Here is a 22,846-nt window from a genome sequence, read left to right as displayed (position 1 = left end):
GTTATGATTTCACCCTATTTTGTCCATTTTTGGAAAATAGCATCTGTGGTGATCATTAGAATTTTCATACCCCCAAAAGCCTTGAAATAAGCTCTCCTGTGATCGTTAGAATAAAGTCGGAGCCAGTTACACACGCACCATGAATCCCATTAACGTAATGTAATAACCGCTCCGACATTTTAACATCCACTCCGAGATACATTCTCCAAAGAAAACTCTGAGCGAGGATTTTCCACAAACTTATCCTTCGGGATATTAAGTTCTTCCGCGAGATCCCCAAGCGCCTTCGTTTATGTTTTGGATAAATTTCACCGCTTGTTACTTAAATTCTTCATTTATAACACTGCCGATTTTCTCCCCTGTGAGCACACTACCTTAATTTTGGTTTTTAAAATAGAAACAAAAAAACCTCTTCATCGCGAAGAGGTGGACTCTTATAACCTTGGGATTCATTCTAGTTTTTTGAAAAGGAGGAGTTACACATGCAACATTTCCGTGCATTACATGCATTATGGCAACTAACGTGCTGATCATATATCGCTATTCAAACCCATTAAACTAAACTCTATGCGTTCTCCATTACACTTTCCTTCGCCAAATCCTTAAAATATCGATCATTGTACAACATGCTTGGGTGAGTTGGATGATAAGTTAGGGCAATATCGTTGTGCTCCTTCGCTTTCGCTCGGTTGCCCATTCGATCATAACATACACATAGTTGCAGATGAGGCATCCAAGTCCATGCGGCTTCATTCAGTACAACCATCGGATCACCTGGACGGTTCGCATGCACAGCCTGTTCGTACCAGAATATAGCTTGGCGATAGTCTTCTCTATCTGCAAAATATCCCCCCAGTCGGCAACACACCTCTGCTCTAGGCAAATCATAGGCAAAGGAACGGAACAACGCGGCTGATTCCCGTTCCGGGCGTTTCAGTACGGCCTCGCAATCCGCGATTTTCTGGCAGGCGGCAATCCGATCCTCCACCCATCCCAGTCCGGTGTCCAGAAATTTCTCATAGTAGGTTATGGCTTCCTCATGAAAAGCATGGTCTTTCAGTTCATTGCCAAAATAATAGAGGTCACGCGGTGAGAAGTCTTCACCGGCCTGTTCACGTTTGCGATATATTCGCAAATTTCGATCTGTATACACCTTATCTTTCTTATGGGTCACAGCCACATCACTATGCAGCAAATTGCCTGCTACAGCAAGGTATTCATGCACTGCACCAATCCAGCGAAACTGGCGATCCCGCCGCACCAGACGATTTCGCCGTAAACTATACGAGACCTTGCCATCTGGCGTGAAGGAGAGGTTGTAATCCATCGTTACACTGTCCACAGCCGGATCAAGCGACTGTTTCAATGCGATCAGCTTGGCGCGATCCTGCGGTTCAAACACATCATCCGCATCCAGCCACATAATATATTCACAGGAAGCTTGGTCGAAGGCGAAATTACGTGCCGCCGCAAAGTCGTCCACCCACTCAAAATCGAAAATACAGTCGGTGTACTGAGCCGCAATTTGCCTTGTACGATCCGTGGAACCTGTGTCCACGATGATGATCTCATCGGCAATTCCTTTTACGGAGTCCAGGCATCTGGCGAGGGAAGTTTCTTCATTTTTTACAATCATACATAAGCTAATTCGAATTCCCTCTTCGCCTCGTTTAATTCTGCGGTTATAGGCCGCCGCCCCCGGTAAATCGGACAAACGATAGATATGGTAGGCTGGATAGTGGGTATCGACAAACAGTTGAAACCCGTACGCCTGAGCACGAATGCAGAAATGACGATCCTCTCCCCAAAAAGAAACATTCGGAATACGGTCAAAATTCACTCCCGCTTCAAGTACAGATCGCCGAATTAGAGTACAAGCGCCTAACCCGCCCACCTCATAACAACCCGGAATACGTAACTGGTTTAAAAAGGCACTCGCCTGGGCATCCTCGTCCTGCGCTTCTGTTCCTGTGATATCTGAACCCCCCCGCCGATAGAGTGCATATTCATCCTGGAGCCATACCTGCGGCATTTCCTTTGTTCCCGGTTGCCAGCTGGTCCAAAAAATATTGGATACAATCTCGTTTTGACTCGATACCAGTTGTTCCAGCGTTCGAGGGTGCAACACCAAATCGGAATCGATCAGAAACACACCATCATATTGATGTTCACGTGCGTATTGTAAAATGTTATTTTTCAGCCTGGCCACTCGCCATACCTGTTCGTTTCTCCAGTAATGCCCACCTTCATCTTTGTTGTAGTTTCCTGGGTCGTCCGCGTCCCCAACCTCCGTACCATTCACATCGCCAGCATGGATCACTTTACCATCATGGCGAAGTACAAAATCATGTAACATTTGGGATGAGGCTGCTTCCTCATTGTCATCTACGAACAAATAATCCGTACGCACCGTCTTTCGCTCAAGTCTCTGCAAGGAATCCAGAAATTCATTCAGAATGGCAGCTGTCTGCCTTACAGGGCTAGCAATAAGGATACGCCCATGGGTACTTGGTAGGATGTTCTCTCCCTTTCCCTCTTTCTCTTTCATGTCCTCTTGTGCTTTTTTTTGTTGTGACTGTAATTGTTGGTCCCCCTTCTGCCCTGTCATTTGTTTGGACTGCTCCCTTTGCTTCTGTATTCGTTTTTCCTCTTGGGCTTGCTCTTGTTTGTGTTCTGGCTCTTTTCCTTTTTGTTTCTCTTTTTCTTGTGATATCCTTAACGTTTGCCCTGTTTCCTTCTCAGACTTGGAGGGTATGGTATCCGCTTGTGGTTCACCTTGAACACTTTTGTTACTGTTTTTGCGGTCTAGCGGGTCTTTCACCAATGATGCTCACTCCCTTCCCTTAATCAGACCATGGAATAAGCCGTGGCTCTGCATCCAATATCGATTCATATTGCTCTTTCCAGCCATACTGTGCTTCGGGGTCCAGTCTCTGGTATCTCTCATATTTGCGAACACGATCTTCTTCTCTTGCCCAGCCATAATGCTTCACTCGCGGGGAACGACAGGCATAGGGCAGATGCTGAATGCTCAACGGGAATCGTCCGCAATGCTGCGGTGTTTCCTTCCATTCATAGACCATCCCGGGCCGATACTTAATGAGGAAAGGCCGATAATACATATGTGCCTGCCAGTATGCATCCTCCCGGTACGCAGTTTCACTCCACATATCATATAGACGGAAGTAAATCGCTTCTTCCATTCCACTTAAGAGGTCATCCCGCAAAACACCAAAATCCGGCGTTAAAACCTCGTCCGCATCCAGATTAAGAATCCACTCCGGGTTAGTTGAAAGGGTCTCCTCCCATTGTTGCTTTCGCAGACTCACCTCATCAGAAAAACGCGAGACCGGATTCTGCACTAGTACAAGAGGGATACCGTGCAAAAGCTCTCTGCACATGGCAGCCGTCCCATCCGTGCTTCCATCATCAATAATGACAGCCCGATCAATCCATGGACGATGTGTTATAAGTGCCTGCCTGAGATATCGCTTCTCCTCGTTGCATACAATCATGGATAAGGTGATATGCGGCCTGTTCCTAACTGGTTGTTCCTTGCCCTGCTCATGCTTCTGTTGCTCTGGCTCCTCCACCCCCACACCCCCATGCTTCCGATTCTTTTAGACACAACCCCTCTATATCCAATCTATGCTAGGCTGGATTCCGGTTATGCAGGGCAAATGCGGGTGCACAGCGTAAGCAAAACAAAAAAGCACTCGCCTGCGCGAATGCTTTTCGAAGTTTTCTTTTATGATAGCTGCTGCTTTACAAGTTTGTTTCCAGATATAGAACGGCTCTTCATTCTCCCTGGCGATTTAACGATATGCCGCCAACCGATCATTCAAACCACGCGTCTGTCCGTACACTTCTTGATAAAGGGCAAATAAACCGTCATATACCGCTACCGTCTCCGGATTAGGTTCGTAGGACTTCGCTGGGCGAATAAAGGCCGCCGCACACTCTTGCATCGTCGGAAACCAGCCACTGCCATAAGCTGCCAGCATTGCTGCTCCCATCGCCGGACCTTGCTCGCTCTCCAGCTTCACAATCGTTGCATTGAAAATGTCTGCTTGCATCTGCAGCCAAGCTTCGTTCTTCGCTCCACCCCCAATGGAGATCACCTCATTAACCGTCTTGCCCGCACCACGCAAAATATCAATCGACTCACGTAGCGAGAAGGTAATGCCCTCCATTACGGCACGTCCGAAGTGCTCCAGCTTATGCCCGGCATCCATGCCGATAAAACTACCGCGAATATTCGCATCGGGATGAGGCGTGCGCTCCCCGACGATATATGGTGTAAACAACAGACCGTTGCTTCCTGCCGGAATCTGGTCAATGCCCTGCAAGAGAACATCGAATGATTTGTCTGCTGCAAAGGTATCTTTGAACCAAGAGAGACTGTATCCCGCCGCAAGCGTTACCCCCATAATATAGAAGGCATCTTTCTCCCCGTGATTAAAAAAGTGCACTTTCCCTTCGAAATCGAGATCCTTACGTTCTTCGTACGAGAGAACAACTCCGGACGTACCGATGCTGCACATCGTCTGTCCTTCACTAAGGATGCCTGCACCAATCGCACCGCAGGCGTTATCGGCGCCGCCAGCAAATACTTTGGTCGCTGGCGCCAAGCCTGTCTGCTCTGCAATCTCAGGCAACAAGGTGCCGACTTCGTCGAATGATTCAACCAGGCGAGGGCAAAGCGTCATCGGCAGATTAAATGCGGATGCGATCTCCGTGCTCCATTGTTTGCCTGCCACATCCAGCAGCAACGTACCCGCCGCATCGGAATAATCCATCGCGTAGTCGCCGGTCAGACGGTAACGTACGTAGTCTTTTGGCAATAGGAACAAGGACGCTTGTTCCAGCAATTCAGGTTCATTTTCCTGCACCCACAAGATTTTAGGTAACGTAAACCCTTCCAATGCACGGTTCCGGGCAATGCTGAGCAACTTGCTATCAAGAACCTTCTCAATCCGGCGGCACTGTGCTGTCGTTCGGGTATCGTTCCACAGGATGGCATTACGAAGTGGTTTGCCTTCTGCATCCACCAACACCAGCCCGTGCATCTGCCCGGAGAAGCTTAATCCTTCAATCTCGGAAGGCTGCACGCCAGATACTTCCAGCAATTTGCGAAGCGACACAATTGTCTGCTCCACCCAATCCTCTGGATGTTGTTCACTATATCCAGCTTTAGGCTGGTACAACGGATAAGCCTCCGATGCTTCAAATGCCACTTTACCTTCACGATCGACCAAAACGGTCTTAACCGCGCTCGTTCCGAGATCGACGCCGATTACATAACTCATAAGTATACTCCTTTCGTTTATACAGGATTGAAACCTTAGGTGCGGCATGCCTGGTCACTCCGTGTGCAGAAAACCCTGCGATCGCCCTTACCCCCGGATTTCTTCACTGTCCCCTCTTCAAGGGTGAATTCCGGTTGTAAATGCGAACACTTCGTTTCTCCGGGTTCTTTCTGCTCACTCCGTTTCTACATGCCGCTTCTAACGTTGCTTTCAAACGGTACAAACGTACTCGTTTGAGGCAACGTGGGTTCCAATGACATTTCAATCGTCATTGGTTTATTTAAAAGCATAAAGCGTTGGTGGTGCGGCATGCCCGGTCACTCCGTGTGCAGAAAACCCTCCGATCGCCCTTACCCCCGGATTTCTTCACTGTCCCCTTTTCAAGGGTGAATTCCGGTTGTAAATGCGAACGCTCCGCTTCTCCGGGTCCTTTCTGCTCACTCCGTTTCTGCATGCCGCTTCTAACGTTGCTTTCAAACGGTACAAACGTACTCATTTGGGGCAACTTAGGTTCCAATGACATTTCAATCGTCATTGGTTTATTTAAAAGCATAAAGCGTTGGTGGTGCGGCATGCTGAGCCACTCCGTGTGCAGAAAACCCTCCGATCGCCCTTACCCCCGGATTTCTTCACTTCCCCCTCTTTATGGGTGAAATCCGTTGTTAAATGCGAACACTTCGTTTCCCCGGGTTCTTTCTGCCCACTTCGTTTCTGCATGCCGCTTCTCAGGCTTTCCTTCAAACGGTACAAACGTACTCGTTTGAGGCAACTCGGGGGCCAACAATGACAACAAACCGTCCCCGCCTTCCCAGAGGAAAGAGGGGACGGTTTGAATGTCACGCTTATTCAACGTCCAGGGTGCAACATACTTTTGCACCGAGTAAGAAGAGGTATGATTCCTGCTTTATCTACGGCAATGATCTAGCCATAGGCAGTTCGTTCGGACATGAATCTACTCTTCCTCTAAGACTGTTATCGGGGCGTGTCTTGAAACCCACTGAAGTGCATCTTTTACCCCTTTTCGCCCCATACTGCGTCACTTTCCCTTGACGTGCCCCGGCACGCCTGCGGTAAACTTCCTGGTTTGGAACGAAAATTCGGCAAAATCTGCTTCCTACAGCGTTTTCAGACCCACCCTAGTCAGCCAGGATGTATTGGTTGAGTTTTGCTCTCAGCAATTCCTGACGTCCGGATTGGTTTTTGCGTGGGTTTTCGTTGTTCAAAGCATACTCCGCGAGGGAAGCAAGTGTTGCTTTACCTGCAACAACCTCTGCACCGATGCCTTCGTTGAAGCTGCTGTAACGTTGCTCGATGAATTCATCGAATACACGGTCTTCGATCAGCTTGGAAGCGACTTTCAGACCTTTCGCATACGTATCCATACCTGCGATGTGAGCCAGGAACAGATCCTCAGGTTCGAAGGAGCCACGACGAACTTTCGCGTCGAAGTTTACGCCACCTTTGCCCAAACCGCCGTTTTTCAACACTTCGTACATGGTCAGAGTAGCATCATACATATCAACCGGGAACTCGTCCGTATCCCAGCCAATCAGCAGATCGCCTTGGTTCGCATCCAGGGAACCGAGCATGCCGTTGATACGTGCTACGCGGATTTCATGATCAAATGTGTGACCAGCCAGCGTTGCATGGTTCGCTTCAAGGTTCAGTTTGAACTGTTTGTCGAGATCATATTTTTGCAAGAACGCAATGGAAGTTGCTGCGTCGAAGTCGTATTGGTGTTTTGTTGGCTCTTTAGGTTTAGGCTCAATCAGGAACTGAGCGTCGAAGCCGATTTCTTTTGCATAGTCAACAGCCATGTGGAACATACGAGCAATGTTGTCTTGCTCCAGTTGCATGTCCGTGTTCAGCAATGTGTCGTAACCTTCGCGGCCACCCCAGAAAACATAGTTTTCTGCACCGAGACGTTTACCTACTTCCAGACCTTTTTTGATCTGCGCTGCTGCGTGAGCATATACGTCTGCGTTGCAAGTGGATGCTGCACCAAACATGAAACGTGGGTTGGAGAACATGTTAGCCGTGTTCCACAACAGCTTTTTGCCGCTTGCTTTCATGTGCTCTTCCAGCAAATCAACGATCGTATCGATGTTGCTGTAGAATTCACGCAGTGATGCGCCTTCTGGAGCCACGTCTACATCATGGAAACAGTAGTATGGCAGATTCATTTTTTCCATAAATTCAAAAGCCGCTTCCACACGAACTTTCGCTTTATCCAGACCGGAGTAGCTATCCCATGAACGTACTGCTGTTTCGGCACCGAACGGGTCACTACCGCCTGCAGTTAATGTGTGCCAGTAAGCCATACCGAAACGGAAGTGTTCTTCCATCGTCTTGCCAGCGACAACTTCTTGTGGATTATAATGTTTAAAAGCAAATGGATTCTTGGAATCTTTACCTTCGAATGCAATCTTATTAACGGATTCAAAATAGGCCATGTGATAAATGCCTCCTCAAAAGTTTTAAAAGAGTTTGTTTAAGAAATCGTTTACACCGTTATCCTAACACATCAGATTTACTTTGTCTATTGGTTAAACAAAGTAAAAATAAAATTGTTTTTTCCTAGTTCGTTTACGCTATAATAGTCGAATAGCTTCTTAGCGGATAGTCATGAAATCCTTTGTTACAAAGAATAGGAGTGCCTTATCGATATGAAAATTACCGGAGACCAGATGCTGGTCAAAAAAATAAACAAGTCGATCGTACTGGATACGATTCGCCGTCATGCCCCCCTTTCCCGGGCGAAATTGTCCGAAGTAACCGGTCTCAACAAAGCAACGGTTTCCAATCTGGTAGCAGATCTGATCAGCGATGAGTTGGTGCAGGAGATTGGGCCAGGAGAATCCAGCGGTGGACGTAAACCGCTAATGCTGCTTTTTAGAGGTACGGCTGGATATGCTGTAGGTCTGGAACTGAGCGTAACACGTTTGAAGGGAGTACTCACCGACCTTGAAGGACATATCGTTGCTGAATATGCCATCGACCTGGAGCAGCACGATGCAACGTCTGTATTTGAACAATTAAAGCTGGCCGCTAGTCACCTGATAAAGCAGGCTCCCCCCTCTCCGCATGGAGTAATTGGCATAGGCATCGGTGTTCCAGGGATGGTGGATGAGCAAGGAACCGTACTGTTTGCGCCCAACTTGAAGTGGGAGATGGTGCCTTTGCGATCCATGATGGAAGAAAGCTTCAACCTGCCTGTCACCATTGATAATGAGGCCAACGCGGGAGCACGGGGCGAATTAAACTTTGGTGCAGGTGTTGGTGTGCGTCATCTGATCTATATCAGTGCAGGAATCGGGATTGGTTCAGGCATTATGGTTGATGGTGAATTATATAAGGGTGCGTGGGGTTACGCGGGTGAGACTGGACATATGTCCATTGAAGCAGAGGGTCTGCCTTGTTCTTGCGGTAATCGGGGATGCTGGGAGTTATATGCTTCGGAAAAAGTATACGAACACCCGGATCAGCAGCACCTGCCTGCACATACGACCAAAGAACTGATTGAACACGCCCAGAACGGACATCAGGACGTGATCGCCTTATACAATATCATCGGACGCAAGCTGGGCGTTGGCATTACCAACATCGTAAATAGCTTCAACCCGGAGCGTATTATTATTGGCGGGCCGCTTTCGGAAGCTAAACCTTGGATTGAATCAGCCCTCAAACAGGTGGTCGAGGAACGTACTCTGCCTTATCACCGTCGAAGTCTGCAAGTGGAATGGGCTGCACTTGGTAGCCGTTCGACTCGAATAGGGGCTGCTTATTCTGCAATATCCCAATTTTTAGGTAATGTAAGGGTATCTGTTTAATATTTAGCTAAAAATCATTAAAATTGACAAGATTTCGCCCCATTTCCTCCCTTTTTGTTAAAGAAATCCAGAGGTATAATGAGATTATGTGATTTTTGTCATGGCAGCGTTCTCGTTGCCGTGTTATCCGATAATGAAACGGAGTGAAACTCGTGACCTACGTGGATACATCAGATATCTCGGCGCCAGTATTTGTCACCGTACTCCTGTTCCTGATTGTGCTTGCGCCCCTGTTCAGCCTAGGCATACTTCGTTTTTTTCAGAGCAAAAAGAAGGCTGGTCTCATGTACATGCTGTCAGGCTTACTGGTGTATGTCGTATTTCAGACATGCATGAGTATTTTTTTCTAGCGGAGAATTCTTTACGCTTGAATGTACTCCTATACTCAAAGGCAAATGATGTTGCTCCGACTAAAAAGGAGACGCTTATGCGCAATGTCCTCAAGTCCAGACGTTGTCTTACGCGTCTTCTTTTTGTTTTCATCCCATTCCTTTCAACATCAGATTAATTAAAAAAAGACCGTACCTTATACGGTACGGTCCCTTCCCAATCTAACTTCTATATTCAAACGGCTCGCGCGAACCGGAATAGCTTCAATTCTGTTAAACTACATAGCCAGCAACCATAGCTAGCCAAGCATGAATTAAGCGTCCAATGCTTTAGCAAATTGTGTTTTATTCATACCCAGAATGCGGTGTTCACCGATTACAGTCAAAGGAACTGCACGTACGCCCATATCCCATACTTGTTGTGCGAACTCGTCGCTTGTTTCGATGTTGCGCTCTTCGTAAGCAATACCTTTATCAGCCAGGAAAGTCTTGACGGATTTGCAGTTCGGGCAGTTCGTGGATGTGTATACAATTACGTTTTCCATGTTTAGTTCACCTCAGAATTATTATTTGTTATATATGGTTAATTATTTATAAGCTAAATGAAGCACTGTTTAAACATCGGGCTTTCCGAATTACAACGCTACTGCGCTGTGCTCCAGGCTTTCAATGAATTTCTCGGTGTCCATTGCAGCCATACATCCGCTACCTGCAGCGGTAATGGCTTGTTTGTAACGTGTATCCTGAACGTCACCACATGCGAATACGCCTGGAATGTTTGTCTCAGAAGTACCTGGAGTTGTCAAAATGTAACCATGCTCGTCTGTAGTAATCTGACCACCCAAGAAACCTGTGTTTGGTGTGTGACCAATCGCTACAAATACGCCGCTTGCCGGAATCACTTCTTCTTCACCAGTTGCGTTGTTAAGCACTTTCAGTCCAGTTACGCCGTTGTCGCCAGCAATCACTTCAAGTGGTGTGCGGTTCAGTGCCATTTCTACTTTCTCGTTGCTGCGTGCACGATCTTGCATGATTTTGGAGCCACGCAGTTCTTCACGACGGTGCACCAGTGTTACTTTGGAACCGAAACGGGACAGGAAGCTTGCTTCTTCCAGTGCGGAATCGCCACCGCCAATAACGATAATTTCTTTATTACGGAAGAAGAATCCGTCACATGTCGCACATGTGCTGACACCGCGGCCCACGTTTGTTTCTTCTCCTGGGATACCCAAATATTTAGCAGATGCGCCTGTAGACAGAATCAACGTTTCGGATACGAGTTCGCCCATACCTTCGACTTGAATTTTGAAAGGACGCTCGCTCATGTCGATGTTGTTTACCCAGCCCGTACGGAATTCTGCGCCAAAACGCTCCGCTTGTTTACGCATGTTGTCCATCAGTTCAGGGCCCATGATGCCATCAGGGAAACCCGGGAAGTTTTCCACTTCTGTCGTTGTTGTAAGTTGTCCACCCGGTTGCGGTCCTTCAATAACGAGTGGGTTCAAGTTGGCACGTGCCAGATAGATTGCTGCTGTCAGCCCTGCAGGGCCTGTTCCGATAATAATTGATTTATACATGTATAGTTCCTCCCCCAGGTTCTGCAAAAAGATCAGGTTCTCCGGCATCAAAAGCACGAGCCTTTGCATACACTAGAACGGATAGCCCACATCATGTCCATAAGAGCTGCCTACGAATATGACGATTCACCTATGCAGAAACGGAATTCTAATTTATAATCATTCTAATCTGTTGTTCATTATGATCTCTTTTATGTACGGTGTCAATGCTCGGCAGCGATTATGAAGAAGTCTTCATCAGGAGGGAAAATGGAAGCATGAACGACGCTCTACTCGGCAGTATTATTTCGGCCATGTCGACCGGACTTGGAGCCGTACCGATCTTATTTATGCGTAAAATATCACATCGTCTGCGCGACATTCTACTCGCTTACGCAGCGGGTATTATGACCTCAGCCTCGGTGTACAATCTCATTCCCGAAGCACTGGGACAGTCTAATTTATTTGTTCTTGCTTTTGGCATTATGCTCGGCAGCTTGGTTCTGCTGGTGCTGGAGATGCGGATTCCACACGTAGATCTGGAAAACCCCGAAAAGATGCCTTTTAAAATTGAAGGCAAAGCCTTCATGATTATCGCAGCCATTACGATGCATAACTTGCCGGAAGGCTTGTCTGTCGGTGTAAGTTATGCAAGTACGGATGAAAACTTAGGAAACCTGATTGCCTTTTCTATCGGTTTGCAAAATGCACCGGAAGGCTTCCTGGTCGCTCTCTTTCTCGTCAATCAGAACATTGGCCGCTTCAAGGCTCTTGGCATCGCCACACTGACTGGAGCTGTAGAGATTATAACGGCCATGATCGGATATACACTCAGTAGTCTTGTTGCCGGACTGGTGCCTTACGGTCTCGCGTTCGCAGCAGGTGCAATGATGTTTATCGTTTATAAAGAGCTCATCCCTGAGAGTCATGGTGACGGCAATGCACGCGCAGCTACGATCTCCTTCTTGTTTGGTCTGATTACGATGATCGGACTAACCGAACTGTTCTAGATGGGTGAAAGGCAAAAGAACCCGGACCACAGCGGATGCTGAAGTCGGGTTCTTTTTTTAGCCACAAATGAAGATTCCATGAAATTACTGAAATTGCTGAAATCATCTGTAAAGCAATTTATATTTTCTTTTTATTTAAACGATCAAGATTGAATAAATCGAATTAGTTCAGCATTGAATTTTTCCAACTCATCGTAAAAGGCACCGTGTCCACTCTCTTCAAACACAACCATTTCAGCCGAAGGGATCGCTTTGTGCATCTCTTCAGCGAATTCGAACGGACAGATTTCGTCTTTTTTACCGTGGAAAATGGCTGTAGGCACCTGGATCGTTTCCAATTCCCCGCGCAAATCCTCATCACGCAACGCCATCGCACTGTTAATCGTACCATAAGACGAAGCTTCCATGCCTAGTGCATGGAACCATTGCATGAAAGGCTGGCTGTGCTTCTTCGCAAAAAACATTCCGCCGAACGTATCCAGTAGCTTCGCACGATCCGTGAAAATCGGCTCAATAATCTGCTCATTCAGCTCATCCGGCGTTAAACCGTACGGATAACCTTCACGCTGCGTAAATACAGGTGCCGCCGCCGACAGCAGTGCCAGCTTCGATACTCCGTGTCCCTGATGACGCGCCATATAATGTGCCGCGATAGCACCACCCATGGAGAAACCAGCGAGTATGGCATCTGTCAGCCCCAGGTCGTCAATAACAGCACGAACATCGTCTGCCATGCGGTCATAATCATATCCAGTAGACGGCTTATCGGATAAACCATAACCTCTGAAATCCATTGCAATGGTACGAATGCCGTGGTTCGGTAGCACATTCAATTGGTATTCAAACATTTTATAATTGACAGGCCAGCCGTGCAAAAACAGTACCGGAGTCCCTTCACCAATATCTTCAACATATACTTTTACATTCGGTTCAACTTGTACATAACGGCCCATTGTTCACAGCTCCCTTTATCGTTAAAAGTAATTATCGTCAGTGAGATACATTGCATTACATTGTATCGTCTCTTCGCCTATTACCCTCTGACAACAGGTTCAAACGGGAGCTGCTGGGGCACTGTGCGTTAAAGCCCCACTTAACGCAACAGTCGAAGTCCATTCAGAATCACCAAAATGGTACTGCCTTCATGACCAACCACTCCAAGTGGTAAAGCAATATCTTGTAAGAAGTTACCTGCGATTAACGCTAAAATAACTGTAATGGCAAACCACATATTATGCTTCACCGTGCGTTCGGCTCGCCGAGCTTGCTCGATTACCCAAGCAATCTCTTCGATATTATCATTCATAAGCACCGCATCGGCCACTTCAATTGCTGTCCCACTGCCTGATAACCCCATGCCCATCCCCACCGTTGCTGCCGCAAGCGCAGGCGCATCATTAACCCCGTCACCAACCATCAGCACATGACCATATTGCTCACGGAGCGCTTGCACCTGTGTGACCTTATCTTCAGGTAGCAGATCAGCATAGACCAGACTAACCCCGGTTTCACCGGCAATGACCGAAGCTGAACGGGCACGATCACCGGTTAACATCGCTACTTTGACACCCATACTCTCCAGCTTCTTCACAGCTTCAACCGCCTGTGGACGGATCATATCCCGCATCGCAATCAAACCCGCAAACTCACCATTGACAGTTACAACAGATATCGTTTTGCCTTCCTGCTCCAGTCGGGCACATACCGCTTCCCAGTCTGCTTCACCGTTTACGAGTACATCATTGGCTATAGACTCCACAGCTTTGCCATTCTTTAATTCTCCGTTCGACATTACAGCCATTGTTATCGCGGCTCCCATCTGTTCCATCGTCTGCTTCTCTTGTATCTCTTGTGCCCAAACTGTTCCATCCAGCCGCCCAATCTTCCACACGACGCCATTTATGCTTCCTTGAATGCCGTGTCCTGTAATAGACTGCACATGCTCTGCCTCTTGTAGAGGTAAGTTTTCTTTACTCGCCTGTTCCACGATAGCCCGAGCAAGGGGATGCATCGAGAGATTTTCAACAGACGCCACTGCGGACAATAATTGCTCTCTGCTTACGCTCGGTGCAGTTAGGATATCCGTTACTTTGGGAGTTCCCATCGTGAGCGTGCCTGTTTTGTCAAAAGCGACCACTCGGGTATGAGCAATATTCTCCATATGCGCCCCTCCCTTGAACAAAATCCCGCGGCGAGCGCTGCTGGACATTGCAGACAGCATCACAGGCATGATGGAAGACACCAGTGCACAAGGTGATGCCACGACAAGAAAGACCATGGCTTTGTAAAAAGCTTCATTCCACGTCCATCCCAAGAGCAGTGGTGCTCCCACAATAACAAGAAGCGTAACACCTACAACAATTCGTGCATAGATACCTTCAAAACGTTCCATAAAACGTTGCGAATCCGGTACCTCGGCTTGCGCTTCCTCCACCAGCTTGATGATTTTTCCGAATAGTGAGCCCTCGGCCGACTTGGTGACTTCAACATATAACGCCCCCTCACCATTCACTGTACCAGCGTAAACTTCGTCCCCTGCACTCTTATCTACTGGCATCGATTCCCCGGTAATCGACGATTGATTGATAAAAGAACTTCCCCGATAAACAACTCCATCCGCAGGAATCAGCTCGCCTGGCTTCACGAGTAGCAGATCCCCCGGTTGTAAATCTTCAATCGCCACGACATTCATTTGTCCATCCTCGATCCGCAGTGCCGTCTCCGGTTTAAGTGCCAGCAAAGATGAAATGTCTTTGTGACTGCGCTCCGTGGCGTAGCTTTCCAATGCTCCACTAAGGGCAAAAATAAAGATTAGCATCGCGCCTTCATTCCAATAACCAATTGTCGCCGCTCCAAGTGATGCGGCAATCATTAGCAAGTTAACGTCCAGATCACGATTCTTAACCAAAGTCTCGATACCTTCTTTGGCCTTCTTCCAGCCGCCAATCCCATAAGCGGCAATGTAGAGCATCACTGACAACGTGGCAAAATAAGGTGCTATTCCCCATGCAATCAGCATCATGATACCACTGCCTAGCGCTGCCCGCATTTCCCTGTTCTGTAGCATCGCGCGGAAATTCGGTTTCTTGCCCCGTTTGGGTCCAGGAGTATGGGCCGATTGTTGCTTGGCTTGCTGTTTCCCTTGTAAAGGCTGATGTATCGCTTGCATATAAATCACGTTCCTTTCGGAGGTTTTGTTCTCATCTGACTGCATGAACCCCAGTTGTATTGAGAATGAGAGCCATTGTTATTGCCCTAAAAATGGCACATGCTGCTGCGGGAATCCCGCAGCAGCATGGTTTAGAGGTGATTTGGCACTTTCATTAGATGTGTTATCCAGTGAGAATGATAATCATTTTTGCGCTTATGCAATTATGTTTACTCAATACAACTTTAGCTCAATTATATGCCTATGCTGTTCATTTGTAAATGGGTGTTTTAGGCTAACGATCATGAGGAACCTTATTTCATCGAAAATGCATCATTTTTAATGCTAACGATCACTAGAAACGCTATTTTTTGCATTTAACCCATTTCTCGCCCTCAAATGCTTAAAAATAGATAAGTAACGTCTCTGCTGATCGTTAGATTTTAAATCTCGGCAAAAAGAGGCAAATACGCTCCGTGGCGATCGTTAGCGCTACTTTCTCACCACACTTGACCAAATTACAAAAAGACAAAGACATGCTCCTTCGCTAGGTACTCACCGCAGGCTCTTCACACCAAGAAGTCTCCATACAAAAAGGCCAAAGCCTGCTGAACGCGGTTCTGACCTTTCAATGTACTTTATGCTTTTCTGTTACACTACTTTAATTCAGTTACATCGCTCTACTCCATTTTACATGCTTGGATACACCTACAATTGTACCTTACTTTTACGCACCAACACTTGCACCTTGGCTTGCTTTAATCGCCTGTTCCAGATCATAGATGATATCCTGAATGTTCTCCGTACCAATGGACAGACGAATCAATTCCGGATTTACGCCAGCTGCTGTTTGTTCTTCTTCCGTCAATTGAGCATGGGTTGTGCTTGCCGGGTGGATGATCAATGACTTGGAATCGCCAACGTTAGCGAGGTGGGAGAACAGTTTCACGCTTTCGATCAATTTACGCCCTGCCTCTACACCGCCTTTGATGCCAAATGTCAGAATCGCACCTTGGCCTCTTGGCAGATACTTCTGCGCAAGCTCATAGGATGGATGACTTGGCAGACCTGCATAGCTCACCCACAGGACATCCTCATGTTTCTCCAGATACTCTGCAACTGCCAGCGCATTGCTACTATGACGTTCCACGCGAAGATGCAATGTCTCCAAACCTTGTACCAACAGCCAGGAGTTAAATGGTGAAATGGACGCTCCCAAATCACGTAGCAACTGTACACGTGCTTTGATAATATAAGCAATCGGGCCAACCGCTTCTGTGTACACAACCCCGTTATAACTTGGGTCCGGTTCAGTCAGTCCCGGGAATTTGCCGCTTGCTTTCCAGTCGAATTTACCACTGTCCACGATGACACCACCGATAGATGTACCATGCCCGCCAATGAACTTGGTCGCCGAGTGAACGACAATGTCCGCTCCATGTTCAATTGGACGAAGCAAATACGGGCTTGGGAACGTGTTATCCACGATCAGAGGAATCCCGTGTTCATGGGCAATTGCTGCCACGGCTTCAATGTCAAGTACGTTACCTTTCGGGTTACCAATCGTTTCAGCGTACAACGCTTTTGTTTTCTCCGTAATCGCCGCACGGAAGTTCTCCGGATCACTGGAATCTACGAATTTCACATCAAGTCCTAATTTCGGCAGCGTGGTTGAGAACAGGTTATACGTACCCCCATACAGACTTGCCGAGGACACAATCTCATCGCCAGCACCAGCGATATTCAGCAATGAGAACGTAATGGCTGCTTGACCCGAAGCCGTAGCCAATGCACCTGCTCCACCTTCCAATGCCGCAATCCGCTGTTCGAATACATCCGTTGTTGGATTCATTAGACGTGTATAGATGTTGCCAAACTCTTTCAAACCAAACAGATTAGCAGCATGCTCCGTATCACGGAATCCATAAGATGTTGTCTGGTACAAAGGTACAGCTCTAGATTGGGTTGTTGGGTCAATCTCTTGACCTGCATGAATAGCTAATGTTTCAAATGAAAGCTCACGTTCGTTTGACATAATTCTGAATCCTCCCTTGATATATGCATTCTTGTGCATCCTGATCTCAATTACTGGCTTCTTGATGTCTCATCATGGCGGCTTATGTTTTCCATATTCTCTCACAAGATGTCGGTTTTGAAAAGAGTTATTTCCGATTTTTCCGATAAGAAATATGTATATGTAAATACTATACTGCTGTACTAAAAAAACCTTCGCCGTAGCAAAGGTTTTTTAGTTCATTCATCGTTAGAACTTCTTCCAAGCTCTCATTACATTTTTGCAGCTTCATCATTTAGCATAAACGTTCATTATCTAAATAAACTGACCGCTGACCGGAGTCTCTAACACTCATTCAACTCATTAGTGGTTAACCTTCACAGCGTCCCATACCGTTCGCAGATGCTTGGCAGCAGGCACAGCCTCTTCTGCATTCACACCTTCCAGCGAGATATCAATGTGCGGTTTATACGTCTTGAGTAATTCGAAGAATAACGGATAATCCAGAATTCCTGCTCCAGGGACAGGATTATACTTCTCACCCTGTGTATTGAATGCTACATCTTTTGCATGAATAACGATGATTTTCTCATACAGCTTCTCCATTACTTCACGCAGAAAAGCTCCTTGATCTGCTGTATGATGCTGTTTGATCAGATTACACGGATCAAACAACATGCCCAGATTGGATGACGGAATTTCTTCAAACAACCGGGTCATATGTTCATGCGTATGAAGCGTATGGGTCGCCACGGGTTCAATGGCAGCATGTACGCCCCATTTCTCGGCTTCTTCCGTGATTTCCTCCAGTGTGTCCTTCAGAACACTCCATGATTTTTCATCATATGTGTCTGGATGAGAATCCTTATACGTCGTTCGTTCACCCGTCTCCGTTGCAACCATACTACAGCCAAAGTCCCGTGCATAACGCAGATGTTCTTTAAATCGGTTAATGTCTACGCGACGGCTTACCGGATCGGGATCGATTGGGTTGATATAACAGCCTAGAACGGCAATTTTCACCCCGCGGCTGGCAAATTGTTCTCCTACCTCATTAGCGAATCCAGGACTCAATTTGCCATTCGCTGAATCCATGTCCGACAATGCTTTGGCAAGAGCCAGTTGCACGGAGTTGAATCCGTTGTCCGCAATGATTTGCGCCAGGTCAGCTGTAGGCCGTTTACCAAACGTATGGGCCAAAACACCAAGTTTCATCTCATTGCCTCCTTCTGCAAAACGGATCTCAGATGACGGATTAACGCGCCATCCAACCGCCGTCTACATTCAGTACGTGACCATTCAAATAATCCGATGCGGCAGAAGCCAGGAACACCACTGGACCTTTCAAGTCCTCAGGTGTTCCCCAGCGACCTGCTGGAATACGTGCCGTAATATCACGGTAACGGTTCTCGTCCGCTCGAATTTGGGTTGTATTATCCGTTTCCATATAACCTGGAGCGATACCGTTAATCTGAATGCCTTTGCCAGCCCATTCATTAGCCAGAGCTTTCGTCAACCCGGCAACGCCGTGTTTACTAGCCGTATATCCTGGAACATTAATGCCACCTTGGTAGGAAAGCATCGATGCAATGTTAATGATTTTGCCACTTCCACGTTCAATCATATGTCTACCCGCCAGCTGGCTCAGGAAAAACACACTGTTCAGGTTCAACGCGATGACATCATGCCAATCCTGATGTGCGTGATCCGCTGCCGGAGTACGACGAATAATGCCAGCATTGTTGACGAGAATATCAATTCTGCCTTGGAAAGCAAGCGCTTTTTCAAACACAGCTGACAGTTCCTCTTCCTTGCTTAGATCAGCTTCGATGATATACGCTTTACGTCCCAGTGCTTCAATTGCACTTGCCGTCTCCGCCGGTTTGGAGTAAGACACCAGCACTACATCTGCCCCCGCTTCAGCGAGGCCAACGGCCATTCCTTGCCCGAGTCCTCCTGAAGTACCTGTCACCATTGCAACTTGTCCGCTTAAATCAAATGGGTTCATGAACATTTCCTCCACATGTCTTTGATATGCAAATTACAACTGTATCGTTCGTTATTTCATTCAGTTAAAAATACATGAAGTTAACTTTTGTAATCCACGTTGACACCACTCTGCCTGTATAAAGCCGCTGTCTCTTCGTCCAGATTCCTGTCGCTGATAATATAATCCAGTTCAGAGCACTGTGCGAAGGTACGGAGTGCAAATTGCCCGAATTTGTAATGATCCACTACGCCAAATACCTGCTGTGCAGCAGCAATCATTGCTTTCTTCAGAGGAACCAAATCCCCGGTATAGATGGATAGGCCAAATTCTGGATGAAGCGCCGTTGTTGAAATGAAGGCTTTGTGAATGTTCAGACCGGAAATAAATGCCGCCGTATCTTCACCCACCAGCATATTACGCACACGCGCTCCACCAGGAACGACCAGTCGCACCTGTTCCTTTTTCGTCAGCTCTGCAATGATGTACAAATCACTTGTGATCACCGTCAGCGGCTGGTTATCGAGCCGCTTGGCCATCTCTAGCGTGGTACTGCCACCATCCAGTGCTACAATATCTCCGGGCTTAATGTACGCAAGGGCTCGTTCGGCAATCTCGGTTTTCTCGGACTGGTGTTTCTCCAGTGCCCCGCGGCTGTTCAGAATCCCATATTGGTCATTCTGAGCCAGCATAGCTCCGCCATGTACACGCACAAGCAATCCCATACTCTCCAGCTTGTCGAGATCCTCTCGCACCGTTTTGCCAGTCACCTGCAACAGTTCGCTCAGGTCACTAACCGTGACCTCCTGGCGTTCCAGCAGAGCCTCCATGATCTTTTCATGTCGTTTCAATGGATTCATCTAATCAACTTCCTATTTCTTTCTTATTTCAGATCCTTCATTGCTACGCCGTCCATGTCTTCGAACGTTTGGTTTTCTCCAGCCATTGCCCAGCAGAAAGTGTAGTTGCTTGTGCCCACACCGCTGTGAATAGACCAGCTTGGAGAGATGATCGCCTGACGATCACGTACAACCAGGTGACGCGTTTCCGTTGGCTCACCCATCATATGGAATACAACGCCATCTTCAGGCAGGTTCCAGTACAGGTACACTTCGGAGCGGCGGTTATGCGTATGTGCCGGCATCGTGTTCCACATGTTACCTGTGTTCAACTCTGTGATACCCATAACGAGCTGACAGCTCTTGATCCCGCCTTCACCTTGGTGAATGTAACGGTAGATGGTACGTTCGTTGGAAGTTTCAATGCTGCCGAGGTGGTTCGGCTGTGCTTGCTCTTGAGTTGCTTTTACCGTTGGATAGGTATGGTGAGCTGGTGTAGAAACAAAGTAGAACTGAGCCGCCTGATCTGTGCCATTGCTCTTGAATACCACTTCCTTAACCCCTTTACCGATGTAGAGGCATTCTTTGGCTCCAATTTCATAAGCTTCTCCGTCCGCTGTTACTGTACCTTGTCCACCCACGTTAATGATACCGATTTCACGGCGCTCCAGGAAAAAGTCCGTTCCGATATCTTTCAAGTTGACTTCAAGAGTGATGTCCTTGCTCTGTGTAACTGCAGTTCCGACAATGTAACGATCCACATGAGAGTACACCGTCACCAGTTCGTCTTTGGCAAACAATTGCTCCATAAGGAATTCCTCACGCAAACGAGCTGTATCATACGTTTTTACTTCATTCGGGTGTGCTGCATAACGGTTTTCCATTTGTAATCCATTCCTTTCGTCTTGTGAATTAAGTTTAGAGTTGAACCCATTGTGGCTTTGTGGCATTCAATGAAGTTCACTATGTTTATTAAAGTTCATATGAGTTCATTTTAGTTCATTTCCTATCATTTGTGTACCCTTATTTTTATGATTCAACCAAATCACTGAATTGTGTTGGCTATTTCTAGTAAAACCTGTGACTCCAGTAACAATAAAACTCACTACGAAAAAAAGATGATTTCTGCAAGATGCAGAGATCACCCTTTTTTAGTCAACTCTCTTTTTTTAGATCACTTGATGAATAGAACTGTATTTACATTAGATCAATTCGGACTTTTGAAGAAGCTTCCGGATAATCGTGGCTACCTCAGCTCTTGTAATATAAGCCTTAGGTACAAGTGCTGTGGCACTTCTGCCAGATATGATGCCTGCTTGTACACTTTCCATAACGCTACTTTGTGCCCACTGAGAGACACTAGCCGCATCTTGGAATGAATGAAGTATTCCATCTGTCGATTGTACAGGCTGCTTTTCCTTCAATCTGGTCAGAGTCATTGCCTTGGAAAGGATCACCATTGCCTGTTCACGTGTAATCTTATCCATCGGACGGAAGGTACCATCTGGATAGCCATCAAGCAATTCGTATGCATAAGCCGTACTAATTACACTGCTGTACCAATCGGAAGACTTAACGTCCGAGAAAAGCGTAGTCTCGTTCTCAAGTTTAAGTCCCAGTCCTCGAACAATGCTGGCTGCGAATTCGGCACGTGTAATATCTTGGTCGGGATTGAACTGTTCATTGCCGGTACCGTTGACAATCATTCGGGAACCCATATCGTTCACAGCTTCTTTAGCCCAGTGCTTTGCAACATCACTGAATTCTAGTGGGTGCCAGACAACGCTATAAGTGCTGTTTGTTAAACTGTTGATCTGAGCGTAATACATTCCCTCCTTGAAAATCACTTTGGTTGGTACATGCCTTACCGATCCATCCGGCTCTACCACCAAGCCTGTTGTGATCTTATTCGGATCAATACCGTTCGGAAGAGCAACGCTTCTTTCAACATATGCGTTAAATTTTGATACGTCAATGGTCGTACTTCCATATGTTGCGCTAATCTTGAAATCCGTCGGTGGAGCAACGAGCGTGAGCCCAATCTTCCCTGCCGCTTGGTCTACCACTTGCATCATATCCGTTATTGGAGCGGCAATTTCAATGCGAACTTTGATGTCTTGCAGGTTCAACTCTTTACCCAATTGGGCGGATAGGGCATTAATATTTATTTGTTGAGCTGGCAAGGTATATGTTGCTCGGGCTGTTCTAATCTCCAATGTTGCACTATAGTTTTCCAGATTTTTAATCATCTGACCGTTCAATTCACCAATCACAATATCCGATTTCGTATTAACCGGTAAAGTCACTACGGCTCCTGAACCTTCCGATGCAAGCTTGTTGTCCAGCTTGTTCTGGTCGACGGATATCGTGGTCACGCTTTGATTGTTGCGTTGCGATGTCGTGGCTGTACCCGCACTCTCCACTTTCCCGTTAACAAGAATGTCTACTCCAGTAGTGCCGCTTGAAGGAGCGATGCTACCAGAACCGCTATTTATCGAACTAGTCGGCGAACTTGGTACGTTAGGGTTGTTAGGCACGTTCGGTGCATTATCCGTCGTGATGTTCGAGACAACGTTCGATGTACCGGCATTCGCGCCGCCAGCGACTACGAGGCGGAAATTATATGACGTTGCCGGGTTCAATCCTGTTACGGTTGCACTTGTGGCATTGGACGCAAGGGCTCCGCTTGTAGAGGCCGTAGTCCACGTATTCGTGCCTGCTGGCGATTGTTCAATCACAATCCCTATTGCTCCGCTCGCTGCTGTCCAGCTAAAGCTTGCACTTGTACTCGTTTTCGCTGTACTCGCAAAATCGGTGAGCGGTA

General features: G+C 47.1%; 17 protein-coding genes. 3 read left to right on the top strand and 14 right to left on the bottom strand.

The annotated features are described in order from the left end of the window. Positions 1–565 precede the first annotated feature (565 nt). The 4 genes from M3629_RS28875 to xylA all read right to left on the bottom strand — a co-directional run bounded on the left by M3629_RS28875 (position 566) and on the right by xylA (position 7,762). Positions 566–1,636: a glycosyltransferase gene (locus M3629_RS28875; RefSeq protein ID WP_435368282.1), complete on the bottom strand. Its 1,071-nt coding sequence runs from the start codon at positions 1,634–1,636 to the stop codon at positions 566–568. A gap of 1,207 nt (positions 1,637–2,843) precedes the next feature. After that, positions 2,844–3,593, bottom strand: coding sequence for a glycosyltransferase family 2 protein (locus M3629_RS26585; RefSeq protein ID WP_251511749.1), 750 nt, complete (start codon positions 3,591–3,593; stop codon positions 2,844–2,846). Between the two features lie 222 nt (positions 3,594–3,815). Beyond that, positions 3,816–5,309 carry a xylulokinase gene (gene xylB, locus M3629_RS26580; RefSeq protein WP_251511746.1) on the bottom strand — a complete coding sequence of 498 codons (1,494 nt, stop codon included), beginning with the start codon at positions 5,307–5,309 and terminating at the stop codon, positions 3,816–3,818. 1,136 nt (positions 5,310–6,445) lie between these two features. After that, on the bottom strand, positions 6,446–7,762 hold the full coding sequence (gene xylA, locus M3629_RS26575; protein ID WP_090924454.1) for a xylose isomerase: 1,317 nt from the start codon (positions 7,760–7,762) through the stop codon (positions 6,446–6,448). Positions 7,763–7,975: 213 nt separating this feature from the next. Here xylA and M3629_RS26570 point away from each other — a divergent pair, with 213 nt between their 5' ends. Together M3629_RS26570 and M3629_RS26565 are read left to right on the top strand one after the other, a co-directional pair. Continuing rightward, positions 7,976–9,139: an ROK family transcriptional regulator gene (locus M3629_RS26570; protein ID WP_154960168.1), complete on the top strand. Its 1,164-nt coding sequence runs from the start codon at positions 7,976–7,978 to the stop codon at positions 9,137–9,139. A 152-nt stretch (positions 9,140–9,291) separates the two neighbouring features. Beyond that, positions 9,292–9,489: a hypothetical protein gene (locus tag M3629_RS26565; RefSeq protein ID WP_090924452.1), complete on the top strand. Its 198-nt coding sequence runs from the start codon at positions 9,292–9,294 to the stop codon at positions 9,487–9,489. Between the two features lie 293 nt (positions 9,490–9,782). Here M3629_RS26565 and M3629_RS26560 read toward each other — a convergent pair whose 3' ends face one another. Beyond that, positions 9,783–10,013: a glutaredoxin family protein gene (locus M3629_RS26560; protein WP_090924451.1), complete on the bottom strand. Its 231-nt coding sequence runs from the start codon at positions 10,011–10,013 to the stop codon at positions 9,783–9,785. A gap of 90 nt (positions 10,014–10,103) precedes the next feature. Continuing rightward, entirely contained in the window at positions 10,104–11,045 is a 942-nt protein-coding gene (trxB, locus tag M3629_RS26555) for a thioredoxin-disulfide reductase (protein WP_090924450.1), read from the bottom strand. Between the two features lie 257 nt (positions 11,046–11,302). Here trxB and M3629_RS26550 point away from each other — a divergent pair, with 257 nt between their 5' ends. Next, positions 11,303–12,034 (top strand): ZIP family metal transporter, encoded by a 732-nt coding sequence (locus tag M3629_RS26550; RefSeq protein ID WP_090924449.1) that lies wholly within the window; start codon positions 11,303–11,305, stop codon positions 12,032–12,034. Positions 12,035–12,177: 143 nt separating this feature from the next. Here the strand turns inward: M3629_RS26550 and M3629_RS26545 are convergent, their stop codons facing one another. From M3629_RS26545 to M3629_RS26510, 8 genes are all read right to left on the bottom strand, one after another. Further along, positions 12,178–12,987 carry an alpha/beta fold hydrolase gene (locus M3629_RS26545; protein ID WP_154960170.1) on the bottom strand — a complete coding sequence of 270 codons (810 nt, stop codon included), beginning with the start codon at positions 12,985–12,987 and terminating at the stop codon, positions 12,178–12,180. Positions 12,988–13,127: 140 nt separating this feature from the next. After that, the gene (locus tag M3629_RS26540) at positions 13,128–15,203 is read right to left on the bottom strand and encodes a heavy metal translocating P-type ATPase (protein WP_251511743.1); all 2,076 of its coding nucleotides are present in this window, start codon (positions 15,201–15,203) and stop codon (positions 13,128–13,130) included. Positions 15,204–15,909: 706 nt separating this feature from the next. Then, the gene (locus M3629_RS26535; RefSeq protein ID WP_154891739.1) at positions 15,910–17,217 is read right to left on the bottom strand and encodes a homocysteine synthase; all 1,308 of its coding nucleotides are present in this window, start codon (positions 17,215–17,217) and stop codon (positions 15,910–15,912) included. Between the two features lie 342 nt (positions 17,218–17,559). After that, a complete protein-coding gene (locus M3629_RS26530) occupies positions 17,560–18,411 on the bottom strand; it encodes a sugar phosphate isomerase/epimerase family protein (RefSeq protein WP_251511740.1) in 852 nt (283 codons plus the stop codon). 40 nt (positions 18,412–18,451) lie between these two features. Beyond that, positions 18,452–19,204 carry a 2-dehydro-3-deoxy-D-gluconate 5-dehydrogenase KduD gene (gene kduD / locus M3629_RS26525; RefSeq protein ID WP_090924445.1) on the bottom strand — a complete coding sequence of 251 codons (753 nt, stop codon included), beginning with the start codon at positions 19,202–19,204 and terminating at the stop codon, positions 18,452–18,454. An 80-nt stretch (positions 19,205–19,284) separates the two neighbouring features. Next, positions 19,285–20,043, bottom strand: coding sequence for a DeoR/GlpR family DNA-binding transcription regulator (locus tag M3629_RS26520; protein ID WP_251511737.1), 759 nt, complete (start codon positions 20,041–20,043; stop codon positions 19,285–19,287). 23 nt (positions 20,044–20,066) lie between these two features. Beyond that, a complete protein-coding gene (gene kduI, locus M3629_RS26515) occupies positions 20,067–20,906 on the bottom strand; it encodes a 5-dehydro-4-deoxy-D-glucuronate isomerase (RefSeq protein ID WP_251511735.1) in 840 nt (279 codons plus the stop codon). A 318-nt stretch (positions 20,907–21,224) separates the two neighbouring features. Continuing rightward, the coding region (locus M3629_RS26510; RefSeq protein ID WP_251511733.1) for an S-layer homology domain-containing protein at positions 21,225–22,846 on the bottom strand (1,622 nt) is incomplete at its 5' end.

It is taken from the genome of Paenibacillus polysaccharolyticus (genome assembly GCF_023714295.1).
GTDB classification, from domain to species: domain Bacteria; phylum Bacillota; class Bacilli; order Paenibacillales; family Paenibacillaceae; genus Paenibacillus; species Paenibacillus polysaccharolyticus_A.
Note: the sequence above shows the minus strand (reverse complement) of the source record. Positions and strands in the feature narration are given on the sequence as shown.